12 protein-coding genes are annotated in these 15,865 nt (G+C 55.3%); 6 read left to right on the top strand and 6 right to left on the bottom strand.

From position 1 onward, the window contains the following. Positions 1–51 precede the first annotated feature (51 nt). A complete protein-coding gene (locus tag OGV82_RS04645; protein ID WP_012135633.1) occupies positions 52–555 on the bottom strand; it encodes an RrF2 family transcriptional regulator in 504 nt (167 codons plus the stop codon). A 233-nt stretch (positions 556–788) separates the two neighbouring features. On the opposite strand from OGV82_RS04645, the gene OGV82_RS04640 reads away from it, so the two are divergent. After that, positions 789–1,991 carry an NAD(P)/FAD-dependent oxidoreductase gene (locus OGV82_RS04640; protein ID WP_101744187.1) on the top strand — a complete coding sequence of 401 codons (1,203 nt, stop codon included), beginning with the start codon at positions 789–791 and terminating at the stop codon, positions 1,989–1,991. Between the two features lie 73 nt (positions 1,992–2,064). Here OGV82_RS04640 and rsmJ read toward each other — a convergent pair whose 3' ends face one another. Then, positions 2,065–2,823, bottom strand: coding sequence for a 16S rRNA (guanine(1516)-N(2))-methyltransferase RsmJ (gene rsmJ / locus OGV82_RS04635; RefSeq protein ID WP_101744186.1), 759 nt, complete (start codon positions 2,821–2,823; stop codon positions 2,065–2,067). Between the two features lie 8 nt (positions 2,824–2,831). Continuing rightward, entirely contained in the window at positions 2,832–4,874 is a 2,043-nt protein-coding gene (gene prlC / locus OGV82_RS04630) for an oligopeptidase A (RefSeq protein WP_101744185.1), read from the bottom strand. 206 nt (positions 4,875–5,080) lie between these two features. Here prlC and OGV82_RS04625 point away from each other — a divergent pair, with 206 nt between their 5' ends. Continuing rightward, positions 5,081–5,923 carry a 23S rRNA (adenine(2030)-N(6))-methyltransferase RlmJ gene (locus OGV82_RS04625; RefSeq protein WP_049009396.1) on the top strand — a complete coding sequence of 281 codons (843 nt, stop codon included), beginning with the start codon at positions 5,081–5,083 and terminating at the stop codon, positions 5,921–5,923. A 104-nt stretch (positions 5,924–6,027) separates the two neighbouring features. Then, complete coding sequence (gene gorA, locus OGV82_RS04620; protein WP_047460436.1) at positions 6,028–7,380, top strand: glutathione-disulfide reductase; 1,353 nt, start codon at positions 6,028–6,030, stop codon at positions 7,378–7,380. A 156-nt stretch (positions 7,381–7,536) separates the two neighbouring features. Here the strand turns inward: gorA and OGV82_RS04615 are convergent, their stop codons facing one another. Then, the gene (locus OGV82_RS04615) at positions 7,537–8,931 is read right to left on the bottom strand and encodes a cytochrome-c peroxidase (protein ID WP_071259278.1); all 1,395 of its coding nucleotides are present in this window, start codon (positions 8,929–8,931) and stop codon (positions 7,537–7,539) included. Positions 8,932–9,358: 427 nt separating this feature from the next. Here OGV82_RS04615 and OGV82_RS04610 point away from each other — a divergent pair, with 427 nt between their 5' ends. After that, on the top strand, positions 9,359–11,008 hold the full coding sequence (locus OGV82_RS04610) for an alpha,alpha-trehalase (RefSeq protein ID WP_101744184.1): 1,650 nt from the start codon (positions 9,359–9,361) through the stop codon (positions 11,006–11,008). A 5-nt stretch (positions 11,009–11,013) separates the two neighbouring features. Here the strand turns inward: OGV82_RS04610 and OGV82_RS04605 are convergent, their stop codons facing one another. Then, positions 11,014–12,603 (bottom strand): STY4199 family HEPN domain-containing protein, encoded by a 1,590-nt coding sequence (locus OGV82_RS04605; protein ID WP_101744183.1) that lies wholly within the window; start codon positions 12,601–12,603, stop codon positions 11,014–11,016. A 281-nt stretch (positions 12,604–12,884) separates the two neighbouring features. Continuing rightward, positions 12,885–13,643, bottom strand: a complete 759-nt coding sequence (locus tag OGV82_RS04600) for an SDR family NAD(P)-dependent oxidoreductase (protein ID WP_101744182.1) — start codon at positions 13,641–13,643, stop codon at positions 12,885–12,887. A 119-nt stretch (positions 13,644–13,762) separates the two neighbouring features. Between OGV82_RS04600 and OGV82_RS04595 the strand changes: the two genes are divergently transcribed. Next, positions 13,763–14,662: a LysR family transcriptional regulator gene (locus OGV82_RS04595; RefSeq protein WP_047460427.1), complete on the top strand. Its 900-nt coding sequence runs from the start codon at positions 13,763–13,765 to the stop codon at positions 14,660–14,662. A gap of 47 nt (positions 14,663–14,709) precedes the next feature. Then, positions 14,710–15,738 (top strand): inner membrane protein YhjD, encoded by a 1,029-nt coding sequence (gene yhjD, locus OGV82_RS04590; RefSeq protein WP_012135646.1) that lies wholly within the window; start codon positions 14,710–14,712, stop codon positions 15,736–15,738. The last annotated feature ends 127 nt before the right edge of the window (positions 15,739–15,865 follow it).

Here is a 15,865-nt window from a genome sequence, read left to right as displayed (position 1 = left end):
GATAAGCACAGCGCTATCGGACATAGCCGCATCCGGCCTGCGCCTGGGCATTTACCCTTTACGCGCGTCAATCCATTCCTGCACTTCAACCACAAAGGTCTCTGGCGCTTTGCGGTACATCTTACGCGCCAGATCGAGAATGGTATGCTGCCCTAACGCTTCTTCCATACGCTGCTGCGCCATGTCCATTACCGAGCGCACGCCGCAGATACCTTCGCAGGCCCACGCCGGAGGTTGCTCATCAAAAACAGCCAGACGCTGGCGAATTTCACGGCATTCAAAGATGCGCTTGTCACCGTCAATGGCGTTGACCACATCCAGCACCGTGATGTGTTCGGCAGGCCTGGCGAGCTGAAAACCACCGCCTTTGCCTTCGATGCTGCGCACCAGGCCCGCTTTCGACAGACGGGTAAAAATCTTGGCCAGATAGTCGTAGGGCACGCTTTGCAGGTCAGCAATTTCGCGAACGCTCATATCGCGGGCGTCGCCTTTGCTGTCCACCATACACATCAGGCTATGGATGCCGTACTCAACCCCGGAACTGTAGAATGCCATGCTCTTATCTCAGCCAAAATAATTCTGAGTTATTGTAGCTTTTTCGACAGACGCTTGCCAGACAGAGAACCACAGCACATTAGGAATTAAAATTTAATTCATTATTTATCATAATCATAACCAACAGATCTGGATCATTTTCCACCGGATCGCACAAATGACATTGCATTCATTAACTACGACTAATAAAATCCGAGTAAATAACTTCATCGTTAACATTGAGTGCAACCTAAATGCGTAAACAAATTCTGATCGTTGGTGCAGGTTTTTCCGGGATGTGGGCCGCGCTGAGCGCCGCCCGTCTGGCAGATAAACACCAGAATGACACAATTGATATCACCGTTATCGCCCCACAACCCGAACTTCGCGTACGCCCTCGCTTTTATGAAAATGCCGTCCAGACGCTGGTCGCTCCCCTGCAACCGCTGTTCGACGAAACCGGCGTCAACTTCCTGCGCGGGACGGTTGCGCAGATCCTTCCCGACTCAAAAGAGGTGAGCTGGGCGGATGCCTCCGGCAAAACGCATTTGCATCGCTACGACCGTTTGATTCTGGCAAGCGGCAGCCACGTTAACCGTTCACTCGTAACGGGCGCAGATGCGCATGCGTTCGATCTGGATCAACTGGAAAGCGCCGCCGTACTGGAGCAGCACCTGAAGGATCTGGCGAACAAAGAAGAAAGCGCCGCGCGCAATACCGTTGTTGTTTGCGGCGGTGGCTTTACCGGGATCGAGATGGCGCTGGAGTTGCCTGGCCGTTTGCGTGATATTCTCGGCGCTGATGCTAAGACCAGAGTAGTCGTAGTTGAACGCGGCCCGCAGCCTGGCGCTCGCTACAGCGAAGAACTGCGCAACGTGATTATCGAAGCGTCGGCAGAGCTGGGCGTGGAGTGGCTGGTGAATACGGAAGTGGAAAGCGTGGACGCAACGGGCATCACGCTGAAAGACGGGCAAACCATCGCGTCGCAAACCGTCATCTGGACCGTCGGCGTTCAGGCGAACGATCTGACCGGGCAGATTGACGCTCCACGCGACCGTCAGGGGCGTTTACATGTGAACGCTCAGCTTCAGGTGGTGGGTCACGATGACATTTATGCCACTGGCGATGTGGCGTACGCCGCAACCGATGACAAAGGCAATCATGCGTTAATGACCTGCCAGCACGCTATTCTGCTGGGCAAGTTTGCCGGGAATAACGCGGCCGCAGACCTGCTGGAGGTCACTCCTCTGCCGTATCGTCAGGAAAACTATGTCACCTGTCTGGATCTTGGCGCATGGGGCGCGGTCTACACCGAAGGCTGGGATCAGCAGGTAAAACTGACGCGTGCGGAAGCGAAAAAACTCAAGCTGTCGATTGTCAGCGAGCTGATCTATCCACCGAAGGCCGACAGAGCCGTGGCGTTTGAGATTGCCGATCCGCTGGCGCCGTTTGTTTAGTCAGCATTGCCGGATGGCGGCGTACCCTGCATGAACCGTAGGCCCGATAAGCGAAGCGCCATCGGGCAATTCGTTACTCCACCAATGCCGTACCGGTATAAATATCAAACCGGTGGCCTTTGGTGACAACCGCGTTCGGCGTGGCGATATCCGCTAACGGTGGCGCGTAATCCGGGCGCTTCACCACGACCCGTTTGGTCGCCAGCTGGCGCGCTGGCGCCAGCAAACCATCAGCATCAAGATCCGGCCCAACCAGCGACTGAAACACCCGCATCTCTTTTTTCACCAATGCGCTTTTCTGCTTATGCGGGAACATCGGATCGAGATAAACCACCTGCGGGCGCGGCGTGATATCCGTCAGCGTCGTCAGGCTGGAGGCATGGATCAACTGCAAGCGCTCCTGCAACCACGGGCCGATTTCCGGGTCGGCATACCCGCGCGCCAGACCGTCATCCAGCAACGCCGCGACCACCGGGTTGCGCTCCAGCATGCGCACTCGACACCCTACGGAAGCCAGCACAAAAGCATCGCGCCCCAGTCCCGCCGTCGCATCGACCACGTCCGGCAGGTAATCGCCTTTAATGCCGACCGCTTTCGCGACCGCTTCGCCGCGACCGCCGCCGAACTTGCGGCGATGGGCCATCGCCCCGCCGACAAAATCGACAAAGATGCCGCCAAGCTTCGGCTCATCGCGCTTACGCAGCTCCAGATGCGCAGTCGTCAGCACCAGCGCCATCGGGTTGTTTTCGTCATGCTCTAACCCCCAGCGGGCGGCAAGAACAGATAAGGCGCCGTCTCTGGCGCCTGTTTCATCAACTAAGCAGATCTTCACGTACGCTATCAGCCTTTAATGCCGTAGTGCGTCAGCATCGCGTCCAGCTGCGGTTCACGACCACGGAAGCGCTTGAACAGCTCCATCGGCTCTTCCGAACCGCCGCGAGTCAGGATGTTGTCGAGGAACGACTGCCCGGTATCGCGGTTGAAAATGCCTTCTTCCTCAAAGCGCGAGAAGGCATCCGCCGCCAGTACATCGGCCCACAGATAGCTGTAGTAACCTGCCGCATACCCCCCAGCGAAAATATGGCTGAAGGCGTGCGGGAAGCGACCCCATGACGGCCCCGGCACCACGGCGACCTGTTTTTTGATCTCAGAAAGCGTTTCCAGAATTTTCGCCCCTTGTTCCGGGTTAAATTCCGCATGCAGACGGAAGTCGAACAGGCCAAACTCCAGCTGACGCAGAATAAACAGCGCCGCCTGGTAGTTCTTCGCCGCCAGCATTTTATCCAGCAGTTCCTTCGGCAGCGGTTCGCCGGTCTCGTAGTGACCGGAGATAAACGCCAGCGCGTCCGGCTCCCAGCACCAGTTTTCCATAAACTGGCTCGGCAGTTCGACCGCATCCCACGGCACGCCGCTAATGCCGGAAACGCCCGCCGTTTCGATGCGGGTCAGCATGTGGTGCAGACCGTGGCCGAACTCGTGGAACAGGGTGATCACTTCATCATGCGTGAACAGCGCCGGTTTACCGTTAACCGGACGGTTAAAGTTACAGGTCAGGTAGGCGACCGGTTTTTGCAGCGAGCCATCGGCTTTGCGCATCTGGCCGACGCAGTCATCCATCCACGCCCCGCCACGCTTGTGCTCACGCGCATACAGATCGAGGTAGAAGCTGCCGCGCAGTTCGTTGTTTTCGTCATACAGCTCGAAGAAGCGCACGTCGGGATGCCAGACATCCACATCGTTACGCTCTCTGGCTGTAATGCCGTAAATGCGTTGTACCACTTCAAACAGGCCGTTCACGGCTTTGTTTTCCGGGAAGTACGGGCGCAGTTGCTCATCGCTGATGCTGTAAAGGTGCTGCTTCTGTTTCTCGCTGTAGTACGCGATGTCCCACGGTTGCAGTTCATCGACGCCGAACGTCGCTTTCGCGAAGGCGCGCAGTTGCGCCAGTTCTTTCTCGCCCTGCGGACGCGCGCGTTTCGCCAGATCGGTTAAGAAATCCAGCACCTGCTGCGGGTTTTCCGCCATTTTGGTGGCGAGCGATTTAAAGGCATAGCTGTCGAAACCCAGCAACTGCGCCAGTTCATGACGCAGCGCGAGGATCTCTTCCATCACCGGGCTGTTGTCCCATTTACCCGCGTTCGGCCCCTGATCGGAGGCGCGCGTCACATAGGCGCGGTACATCTCTTCACGCAATGCCGGGTTGTCGCAGTAGGTCATCACCGGCAGATAGCTTGGAATATCCAGCGTCAGCAGCCAGCCTTCCTGTTCTTTCGCTTCCGCCTGCGCTTTCGCGGCGGCAAGAGCGCTTTCCGGCATGCCCGCCAGTTCCGCGTCGTCAGTCACTAACTTCGTCCAGCCCATCGTAGCGTCGAGCACGTTGTTGCTGTACTGATTACCCAGCTCGGACAGGCGAGTGGCGATTTCACCATAGCGCTGCTGTTTTTCCTTCGGCAGACCAATACCGGAAAGCTCAAAATCGCGCAGCGCGTTATCAACCGCTTTTTTCTGCGCGAGGTTCAGGGTCGCGTAATGGTCGCCATCGCGCAGGTCGCGGTACGCATTGTACAGACCCTCGTGCTGACCAACCCAGGTGCTGTATTCAGACAGCAGCGGCAGCATCTGCTCATAGGCTTCGCGCAGTTCCGGGCTGTTTTTAACGGAATTCAGATGGCTGACCGGAGAGAAAATGCGCCCCAGCACGTCGTCCACTTCCGCCAGCGGCTGGCAGAGATTTTCCCAGGTGTACGGCGCGCCCTGCGCCACTACCCGCTCCACGTTTTCACGGCAGTCATTCAGCGCCTTTGTCACGGCAGGCACCACATGCTCAGGCTGGATTTGGGAAAACGGCGGTAGCGAGAAAGGCGTCAGTAATGGATTGGTCATAAGCGCTGTCCTGTTGAATGAGGTGAATGAAGCGCGCATCCGGCGCTGTGCATATTTGTTTCAGATGGGGGTAAGTGTAGTGAATTTCAATGGCGAGCGTAGCGGAAAAATACCCGGTAGCGCTGCGCTTACCGGCCTACGGGTAATCTGCCCTTTTCTGCTGTAAACTGTGACAAATCGTCTATTTCAGCGGAATTTAATTACCCATGCTCAGTTATCGCCACAGCTTTCACGCTGGCAACCACGCCGACGTCCTCAAACACACTGTTCAGAGCCTGATTATCGAGTCGCTCAAAGAGAAAGAGAAACCGTTTCTTTATCTGGACACGCACGCTGGCGCTGGCCGTTATCAGCTGAGCGGCGAACACGCCGAACGCACCGGTGAATATATGGAAGGGATCGCCCGCATCTGGCAGCAGGACGATTTACCGGTCGAGCTGGAGCCTTATATCGGCGTGGTAGAGCACTTTAACCGTAACGGGCAACTGCGTTACTACCCGGGTTCCCCGCTCATCGCCCGCCAGTTGCTGCGTGAGCAGGACAGCCTACAACTGACGGAGCTGCATTCAAGCGATTTCCCGCTGCTGCGTTCTGAGTTTCAAAAAGACAGCCGCGCCCGCGTGGAGCGTGCCGACGGCTATATGCAGTTGAAGTCCAAACTGCCGCCGGTTTCGCGTCGCGGCCTGATCCTCATCGACCCGCCTTACGAAATGAAAACCGATTATCAGGCGGTCGTCAGCGGCATCAGCGAAGGGTATAAGCGCTTTGCCACCGGCACCTATGCGCTGTGGTATCCGGTGGTGTTACGCCAGCAAATTAAACGCATGATTCACGACCTGGAAGACACCGGAATCCGCAAAATCCTGCAAATTGAGCTGGCAGTACGCCCGGACAGCGACCAGCGCGGCATGACCGCCTCTGGCATGATCGTCATTAACCCGCCGTGGAAGCTGGAACAACAGATGAACAACGTGCTGCCGTGGCTGCACAGCAAGCTGGTTCCAGCGGGCACCGGGCACGCTTCCGTCAGCTGGATCGTGCCAGAGTAATCACAGCCATCGGTGGAACCTTTTAATTCCAGGTATACAATCGCGAATATTTTGGCGAATGGCATTGCGCTCATTCGCCCTACAATGAACATGAAGGAGCGGTCATGACCAAACACTATGATTACATCGCGATCGGCGGCGGAAGCGGCGGTATTGCCTCGATTAACCGTGCCGCTATGTACGGTCAGAAATGTGCGTTGATTGAAGCCAAAGAGCTGGGCGGCACCTGCGTCAACGTCGGTTGCGTCCCTAAAAAAGTGATGTGGCATGCCGCGCAGATTCGCGAAGCGATCCATATGTACGGCCCGGACTACGGCTTTGACACCACCATCAACGCGTTCAACTGGGACACGCTGATTGCCAGCCGCACGGCCTATATCGACCGTATTCACACCTCGTACGACAACGTGCTGGGTAAAAATAACGTGGATGTGATCAAAGGCTTCGCCCGCTTCGTGGATGCCAGAACCCTTGAAGTGAATGGGGAAACGATCACTGCCGATCACATTCTGATCGCCACCGGCGGTCGCCCGAGCCATCCGTCCATTCCGGGTACGGAATACGGTATCGACTCCGACGGTTTCTTTGCGCTGCCTGCGCTGCCGGAGCGCGTTGCGGTGGTCGGCGCAGGTTACATCGCCGTAGAACTGGCTGGTGTGATTAACGGCCTGGGCGCCCAAACGCACCTGTTCGTGCGTAAACACGCGCCGCTGCGCAGCTTTGACCCGATGATCACCGAAACGCTGGTTGAAGTGATGAACACAGAAGGCCCGACCCTTCACACCCACGCGATCCCGAAAGCGGTGGTGAAAAACGCCGACGGCAGCCTGACCCTGCAACTGGAAGACGGTCGCAGCGAAACGGTGGATTGCCTGATTTGGGCGATTGGCCGCGAACCGGCAACCGACAACGTTAACCTTGCCGCCACCGGCGTGAAAACCAACGAAAAAGGGTACATCGTCGTCGATAAATTCCAGAATACCAGCGTGGAAGGTATTTATGCGGTGGGCGATAACACCGGTGCGGTTGAGCTGACACCAGTCGCCGTGGCGGCGGGTCGTCGTCTCTCCGAACGTTTGTTCAACAACAAGCCGAACGAGCATCTGGACTACAGCAATATTCCGACCGTGGTCTTTAGCCACCCGCCGATTGGCACCGTGGGCCTGACCGAACCACAGGCGCGCGAACAGTACGGCGACGACCAGGTGAAAGTGTACAAATCATCGTTCACAGCCATGTACACTGCGGTGACCTCTCACCGTCAGCCCTGCCGCATGAAGCTGGTGTGCGTCGGCGAAGACGAGAAGATTGTCGGTATTCACGGCATCGGCTTCGGGATGGATGAAATGTTGCAGGGCTTCGCGGTCGCGCTGAAAATGGGCGCCACCAAGAAAGACTTCGACAACACCGTGGCGATTCACCCAACGGCGGCGGAAGAGTTCGTGACAATGCGTTAATCGTCGATAAGCGCCGGATGGTGTGACGATCCTGTCGGCCGGATAAGGCGTTTACGCGGTCATCCGGCGCCATGCCCGATGGCGCTATGCTTATCGGGTCTACGCATGCGGTTTTCCGTAGACCCGATAAAACTTCAGCCGTCATCCGGCATTCTTTTATTTTCCTTGCATATACGGCGTATACACCCCGTTCAGGCTTTCCAGGAACGCGACGATATCATCAATGTCTTTCTGCGGAATCTCTTTCCCCACCTGATAACGCAACATCAGTTTCACCGCTCCGTCGAGGGTTGGCACATCCCCCCGGTGGAAATACGGCGCGGTCAGCGCAACGTTACGTAATCCGGGCACTTTCTGACGCAATTTATCGCGAACTTCATTGGTGACGTTCATACGTCCAATGTCCGCAGCGGTAATTTCGCCGAAATTAAAGTCTTTCTTCAGACCCAACGGCTCGAAGGAACGCCCACCGAGAATAATACCGCCGTGACAGGTCGCGCATTTATTCTCTTTGAACAGCTCATAGCCATGTTTCTGCTGCGCCGTCAGCGCATTTTCATCCCCTCGTAACCACTTATCGAAAGGCGAATTTGGCGTAATCAGCGTCTTCTCAAACTCGGCAATGGCATCCGTAATCGTTTCTCCGCTGAAGCCTTGCGGATATATCGCCGTGAACTGCTGTTTTAGCACCGGATCTTTATCGAGTTTCCCAATGATTTCATCCCAGGATTTAGAGGCCATTTCAATCGGGTTTAACGGCGGCCCGCCAGCCTGCGCCTGCAACGTCGGCGCGCGACCATCCCAGAATTGCTCAACGTTAAAGATCGAGTTGAACACCGTTGGCGCGTTGATTGGCCCTACCGCACCGCCCACGCCGATGGAGGTTTTCCTGCCGTCCACGCCGCCCGCATTCAGCGCATGGCAATGCGCGCAGGAGATGGTACTGTCACCCGATAAACGGGCATCGTGGTAGAGGGTAAAACCCAGTGCGACTTTTTGATCGTCAACCGGCAGTTTTTCGGGGACAGGCTGAACCGGCTCATTACGATGCGCCGCCGCCGTATCCGCGCTGGCGTAGTAACGTTCGCGCTGTTTAGCGATCCAGCCGAGAATCTCCTCCCGCTCCGTATCACTGACCTTACCGGCCCAGTGCAGCGCGGTATAGCGCGTTGGCGGCATTGTTTCGTACTGCATCACCCATTCAATCTTATTCAGATCGCTTTGCGTGACGGGTTTATCCGCGACCAACGCGGCGCGTACTGCTTCAAGGTTGAAAGATTTATAGCCCAGTTGAATGTCATAATTCATCAACTGCTTAGCAACGGGAAAAGAGGAATAAAAAGGCAGTTCAGCAGAGGGGGTATGACAATAATCGCATCCCTTTTCCCGCAAAAAACCCAGGATTTTATTATTGTCTTCCAGCGTTGAGGCTTGCACATCAGCTTCTTTACTACGTTGATTATCGTGATACCAGACGTAACCAGATAATCCTAAATAACAAATCGCAATGCCTGCTATGGCTATCGCGGTAAGACGGGTAATGATTTTCATTATTTTACCCTCACTATAGTGAGATATTATGGCCCAGAAGATGAACATAAATCAGGCGTATGTCTTTATTAGACATAGCCATCATAGGAAATACAGGCGAAGGGTTTTTGATAAGTATCAAGCAATTACATGGGGATAAACTATCGATAAGATAGCTTTTCCCTATTATAAGCAGGGTCTTTCGGCGTCGGTATTCATAACTCGTTGCAATCGAATGTTCTGAAAGTGAAAATCTTCCTGTTACGGCTATTCCATATTTTTTATATTATTATCAGTAATCTATATTTAAAGACTCTTTTTCACGCATTAACAAAGCGTGATCTATCGCACAGTTTGCACCTCATATACCGAAGCGAATGTCTACGCTTAATAGACAGCCGGGCAACACCCGTATCATTTACGACGCAATCCGGAGGTCCTTCTCATTATGCTCAACCAGAAATTACACCCCGCCCCATCCGACGAATTAACGATCGAAATCGATCTGCTTTATGAAACGGATCCGTGCGAGTTAAAGCTGGATGAAATGATCGAGGCAGAACCGGAACCTGAGATGATTGAGGGGCTACCCGCCTCCGACGCCCTTACCCCAGCCGATCGCTATCTTGAGCTGTTCGAGCATGTGCAATCATCCCGGCTTTTTGCCGACAGTAAAACTTTCCCCGACTGCGCGCCAAAAATGGACCCGCTGGATATTCTGATCCGCTACCGTAAGGTCAGACGACACCGCGACTTTGACCTGCTGCGCTTTGTTGAAAATCACTTCTGGCTACCGGAAACCTGGTCCAGTGAATATGTCTCCAACCCGGAAAATTCACTGAAAGAGCATATTGATCAGCTCTGGCCGGTGCTGACGCGTGAGCCGCAGGATCACATTCCCTGGTCCTCGCTGCTGGCGCTGCCGCAATCCTATATCGTGCCAGGCGGACGTTTTAGCGAAACCTACTACTGGGACTCCTATTTCACCATGCTGGGCCTGGCGGAAAGCGGCCGGGAAGACCTGCTGAAATGTATGGCGGACAACTTCGCGTGGATGATTGAGAATTACGGCCACATCCCCAACGGAAACCGCACATATTATTTGAGCCGCTCGCAGCCACCGGTCTTTGCGCTGATGGTCGAATTGTTCGAAGAGGATGGCGTGCGCGGGGCGCGGCGCTATCTGGATCATCTGAAAATGGAGTACGCTTTCTGGATGGACGGCGCGGAATCTCTGGTGCTCAACCAGGCCTATCGCCATGTCATCAGAATGCCGGACGGTTCCCTGCTCAACCGCTACTGGGACGATCGCGACACCCCCCGCGACGAATCGTGGCTGGAGGATGTGGAAACCGCCAAACATTCGGGTCGCCCGGCCAATGAGGTATACCGGGATCTCCGTGCCGGTGCGGCCTCCGGTTGGGATTACTCATCACGCTGGCTGCGCGATGCAAGCCGACTGGCCAGCATCCGCACAACCCAGTTCATCCCCATCGACCTGAACGCTTTCCTCTACAAACTGGAGAGCGCGATTGCCAACATTTCCGCCCTGAAAGGCGACCGTGAAACCGAAGCGGCATTTCGCCAGAAAGCCAGCGATCGCCGCGCCGCCGTAAACCGCTATCTGTGGGATGACGAGAATGGCTGCTATCGGGATTACGACTGGCGGCGCGAGCAAATGGCGCTCTTTTCCGCCGCCAGTATCGTGCCGCTGTACGTCGGCATGGCGACTCACGAGCAGGCAGACCGCCTCGCTAACGCCGTTCGCAGCCGTCTGCTGACGCCTGGCGGGATCATGGCGACGGAGCATGAAACCGGCGAGCAATGGGATAAGCCTAACGGCTGGGCGCCGCTACAGTGGATGGCAATCCAGGGCTTCAAGCTGTACGGCGACGATATGCTGGGGGATGAAATTGCCCGCAACTGGTTAAAAACCGTCAATATTTTTTACCAGCAGCACCATAAACTGATCGAAAAGTACCATATTGCCTGCGGCACGCCGCGTGAAGGGGGCGGCGGGGAATATCCGTTGCAGGATGGGTTTGGCTGGACCAATGGCGTGGTTCGCCGTTTGATTGGTTTATACGGCGAACCATAGCGGCGTTACCGAATCACGTTATAAATGGCGGTCTGAATCTTTAACCATTTTTTGTTTTCCACGCTGGGCTCGGCCTGAACACGCAGCCGGGCCTGCTCCATATCATGCTGCTGGCGCATCACCACCGCCGGAACGGTACAAAAACTTTGCAGATACTTTTTATGCAGCGACGTCAGCGACGCTCCGTTCAGCATGGCGTGGCTCAGCGACGTCAGGAAGCGTCGGCAGGGTTTTACCTCATCCATCAGCGAAGGGTAGCGCAGCAGCAGTTGCAGCACATCGGCGTTGCCCGTCGAAAACGCCTGTTCGGTCCAGGCCAGCTGCCAGTTCATCCCGCCCTGTAAGAACAACGCCGTAACGCGCGTATCATTACGGTCGATCGCCGAGCGCATATTAAACGGGTCCCAGGTGATCCCCATGCGGCTCATGGTTTCCCGCGCGGAGGGCGCCTCAAGCCGGGCGTCATCCTGCATGACCTCGTCGCGTTGTACGGGCGCGGCAGAAGGAGGCGGCGAGCTGAACAACCAAAACGCCCCCACCAGGATCGCCAGCACCATTGTACCAACCGCACCCCACAACACCCCGGAAATCAGCTGCTCACGCTCTTCAGCCGTCCGCTGCTGTCGCTTGTGAGGCGGTTCAATACTCTCGCCAATTTCCTGGTTATCTCCCCCCGCCAGCGCGTCTTTTTCTCGCGCCTCCTCCCAGAATTTCTCCACCACGCCCTCATCGGACGCCATAAACGAAGCCGGGTTTATGCGAGTGCGTTTTTCATTAAACGCCCGCTGTACCGAGCGGGTGATCTGGCGGAACTGACAATCCAGTAGAGACAACTGTACGGAACTGAGCGGCTGCCCGGCGATGATGCCGTTACGCGCCTGACGGCAATCCTCAAGGAACATACGCAGGGTCGTACGCGGCTCAACAAACAGCGTCAGCGCAGACGCGTCTTTGAAAAATGCGGAATAGTGACGGGCAAACGACTTTTTATCGACCACCATCAATGCCAGCTCGCTGAACAGCATCGCGCTGAGCGCATCCTGTCCTTCGCTGAGTTTTAACCAGCGTCGCAGACGATCGGCGCCAAAATGCAGCTTCAGGTAGCTATTCAGCTGATGACGATCCGGCCACACCTGCGAAATGAGCGCTTTCAGCGTGAGTTCAATCGCCCGCAGCTGACGCCGGGCCTGTATTTGCGCGTCCTGATTGCCTGCATCAATATCAGTCTGATAAGTGAGAAGCGGCTGCCGCTGGCGCAGTTGTTCCAGCGACGCCACAAAACGCAGGGCGGCAAGCAGTTGGTTTTCACTGACATCCTTCCCGCTGTCATATTGCGGAACATACTGCTGGAGATGTCGCAAATGCAGCATAAACTGGCTCAGTTGCGCATCGTTTATATGTAATTTTTTTGCCACCACGCTCCAGCCGCCTAAATTAAGGCGGGCTTGATCCAGTTGTTCCATAAACCAGCGCGGTTCTTTTCCTTCCGCAACATGTACGCCCAGCAGCAGCAGGATCTCCACTGACGCCTGACGGATGATGCCCAGACAGTGTTCAAAAGGCGAATGCATCGCCTGCGAAGCGTTATTCGTCATGATCGTCCCTAAAAAAGCCCCTCCATAAAGAAGGCTTTTAATATTATTTTAATTATCTGTTTTGATAGATATAACAGATTTTTTTGGCATTACAGTGACTATAACGCAAAGGTTGAGAAATTTATTGTGGGCGGCGAGGGAAATAAAGAGAAGTCGATGAACAGTCATCGCGAAATATTAAAATTAACGTCAGGAATAAAACAGCGTTCCTGAAATAAGTTTATCCTTAATCTAAATTAATGTTGCGGGTGTAAACCACCCGCTTAATATTATCATCCTGATTATAAGAACATGCCGCCCGACACTTCGATACGCTGCGCGGTCATCCAGCCCAGTTCATCGCTGAGCAACGCGGCGATGGCATCACCAATATCGTCCGGCAAACCAACCCGTCCCAGGGCGGTTTGTGACGCGATATACGCATTCAGTTGTTCATTGTCCCGCACATTGCCGCCGCCAAAATCAGTTTCAATGGCTCCCGGCGCAATAATGTTCACGCTAATGCCGCGCTCGCCCAGCTCTTTTGCCTGATAACGCGTCAGCACTTCCATCGCCCCCTTCATCGCGGCATAAGCGCTGTAGCCAGGCAACGCAAAACGGGCCAGCCCCGTTGACACATTGAGGATCCTGCCGCCATTCTTCAGCAGGGGTAACAGCCCCTGAGTCAGGAAAAACGGCCCTTTAAACTGAATATTCAAAAGCTGGTCAAACTGCGCTTCAGTGAAGGTCGAATACGGCGCGTTGATGCCGATTCCGGCATTGTTCAATAAATAATCAAACGAATCACGCTGCCACTCCGCTTTCAGGGTTTCCCGCACCTTTTCAACAAACGCCGGGAATCCCGAAATATCCCCGACATTCAACTGCAATGCTGCGGCTTTCCCGCCTGATTGCGTAATTTCATGCACGACCTGCTGCGCCTCTTTTTCATTGCTGTTCCACGTCAGAATGATCCCGATTCCTCTGCTCGCCAGCTTAAGCGCCGCGTTTTTACCGAGCCCTCGGCTGCCGCCGGTCACTAATGCGATACGTTGCGTCATAAGAAACCTCATTTCAGGTGTTGTGAAGATTGAGAAAGAGCTTATTAGGTGTTAGAAAAACAATAAATGTAGCGAAATGCGCTTCACTGTTTCATTCAGAACAACACCGGGACCTCGCGATGGATAAAATTCACGCAATGCAGTTGTTCATTCGCGTCGCGGAACTGGAGAGTTTTTCCCGCGCCGCCGAAACATCAGGCCTTCCTAAAGGTAGCGTATCCCGCCAGATACAGGCGCTGGAAAACCACCTCGGTACGCAGTTGCTGCACCGCACCACCCGGCGGGTTCAGCTTACTCAGGACGGAATGGTGTATTACGAACGTGCGAAAGATCTGCTGACGAACCTGGACGAGCTGGACGGTTTGTTCCAGCACGACCCGGCCAGCATCAGCGGCAAGCTGCGGGTCGATATGCCAGTTGGGGTCGCTAAGAATCTGGTGATACCGCGCCTGCCCGCGTTTTTACAGCAATATCCGGGTATTGAGCTGGAACTCAGCAGCAGCGATCGCCTGGTGGATTTGATACGGGAAGGGTTCGACTGCGTAGTGCGGGTCGGGACGCTAAAAGATTCCGGGTTGATCGCCCGCCCGTTGGGAAAGCTGTCGGTCATTAACTGCGCCAGCCCGCAGTATCTGGCGCGTTTTGGCTACCCAGAAGGCCTGGACGATCTGGCTTCGCATGCGGTGGTTCATTATTCCGTCAATCTGGGCACGCGCCCGCAAGGCTTCGAAGTGGCAACGGCAAACGGCACGCAGTGGATTAAAACCGGCGGCATTCTGACGGTCAACAGCACCGAGACCTACCATGCCGCCTGCCTGGCGGGGCTGGGAATCATTCAGGTGCCGCGCATCGGCGTTCGCGAAGCATTGCGCGCCGGGACGCTCATCGAGATCCTGCCGCAGTATCGCGCTGACCCAATGCCGGTGTCCCTGCTCTACCCGCATCGCCGCAACCTCTCCCGCCGGGTGCACCTGTTTATGGAGTGGCTGACCGGCGTAATGAAAGACTACGTGGACTGACACGCTATACTGTTCTGAGAGTTAACAAAAGAAGGACTATCGACCTGATGACGCAGGAAAAAGATGTAAAACGCCCTATTCAGGAACTCGACCATGCGCCAGTGCCCAAAGTGGAGACGCACGATCGTGACGAACCAGAAACAAACAATAAGGCCACCCAGGCGCTCAAAACGGTCTCCACGACGGCAGCGAGAATCCAGCGTCAGCCGGTGATTGCCCACCTGATCCGCGCCGCAGAGCGTTTTAACGATCGGCTGGGCAACCAGTTTGGCGCCGCGATCACCTATTTCTCGTTTCTGTCGATGATCCCTGTCCTGATGGTGTCGTTTGCCGCCGCCGGTTTTATTCTCGCGTCGCATCCCACGCTATTAGAGGACATTTTCAATAAAATCCTGATGAACGTCAGCGACCCTACGCTGGCGTCCACGCTGAAAAGCACTATCAACACCGCCGTTCAGCAGCGAACCACCGTCGGCCTGGTGGGGCTGGGCATTGCGCTCTATTCCGGGATCAACTGGATGGGCAACCTGCGTGAAGCGATTCGCGCCCAGTCTCGGGACGTGTGGGAGCGCACCCCGCAGGATCAGGAAAAAATCTGGATAAAATACCTGCGCGATTTTGTCTCGCTGATTGGGCTGTTGGTTGCGCTGATTATCACGCTGTCCATTACCTCGATTGCCGGTTCTGCGCAGCAGATGATTATCTCCGCGCTGTATCTCGACAGCATTGAGTGGCTAAAACCCGCCTGGCGGTTGATTGGGCTGGCCATTTCGATTTTCGCCAACTACCTGCTGTTCTTCTGGATTTTCTGGCGGCTACCGCGCCATCGACCACGCAAGAAGGCATTGATTCGCGGTACGTTTATCGCCGCGATCGGTTTTGAGGTGATCAAAATCATCATGACCTACACGCTGCCTTCTCTGGTGAAATCCCCGTCCGGCGCCGCATTCGGTTCCGTGCTTGGCCTGATGGCGTTCTTCTACTTCTTTGCCCGCCTGACGCTGTTTTGCGCGGCCTGGATAGCCACCGCCGAATACAAAGACGACCCGCGTATGCCAGGGAAAACCCACCGCTAGTTCATCATTTGATGCCGGATGGCGCGATGCTTATCCGGCCTACCGCCCGGCAGGTCGCTACGCCTTATACGGCACGCATTGCAGCATATAAATCCAGACCGTAACTTTTATTTAACCTAAAACCAGT

The sequence above is a fragment of the Citrobacter sp. CK191 genome (genome assembly GCF_030333435.1).
Taxonomy (GTDB): Bacteria; Pseudomonadota; Gammaproteobacteria; order Enterobacterales; family Enterobacteriaceae; genus Citrobacter_B; species Citrobacter_B koseri.
This window is presented reverse-complemented; position numbering and strand designations above follow the sequence as displayed.

Excerpts from the sequence above, each read along its gene's own strand:
- OGV82_RS04645 (WP_012135633.1), bottom strand. The coding sequence starts at position 555 with ATGGCATTCTACAGTTCCGGGGTTGAGTACGGCATCCATAGCCTGATG.
- OGV82_RS04640 (WP_101744187.1), top strand. The coding sequence starts at position 789 with ATGCGTAAACAAATTCTGATCGTTGGTGCAGGTTTTTCCGGGATGTGG.
- prlC (WP_101744185.1), bottom strand. The coding sequence starts at position 4,874 with ATGACCAATCCATTACTGACGCCTTTCTCGCTACCGCCGTTTTCCCAA.
- OGV82_RS04625 (WP_049009396.1), top strand. The coding sequence starts at position 5,081 with ATGCTCAGTTATCGCCACAGCTTTCACGCTGGCAACCACGCCGACGTC.
- gorA (WP_047460436.1), top strand. The coding sequence starts at position 6,028 with ATGACCAAACACTATGATTACATCGCGATCGGCGGCGGAAGCGGCGGT.
- OGV82_RS04615 (WP_071259278.1), bottom strand. The coding sequence starts at position 8,931 with ATGAAAATCATTACCCGTCTTACCGCGATAGCCATAGCAGGCATTGCG.
- OGV82_RS04610 (WP_101744184.1), top strand. The coding sequence starts at position 9,359 with ATGCTCAACCAGAAATTACACCCCGCCCCATCCGACGAATTAACGATC.
- OGV82_RS04605 (WP_101744183.1), bottom strand. The coding sequence starts at position 12,603 with ATGACGAATAACGCTTCGCAGGCGATGCATTCGCCTTTTGAACACTGT.
- OGV82_RS04600 (WP_101744182.1), bottom strand. The coding sequence starts at position 13,643 with ATGACGCAACGTATCGCATTAGTGACCGGCGGCAGCCGAGGGCTCGGT.
- OGV82_RS04595 (WP_047460427.1), top strand. The coding sequence starts at position 13,763 with ATGGATAAAATTCACGCAATGCAGTTGTTCATTCGCGTCGCGGAACTG.
- yhjD (WP_012135646.1), top strand. The coding sequence starts at position 14,710 with ATGACGCAGGAAAAAGATGTAAAACGCCCTATTCAGGAACTCGACCAT.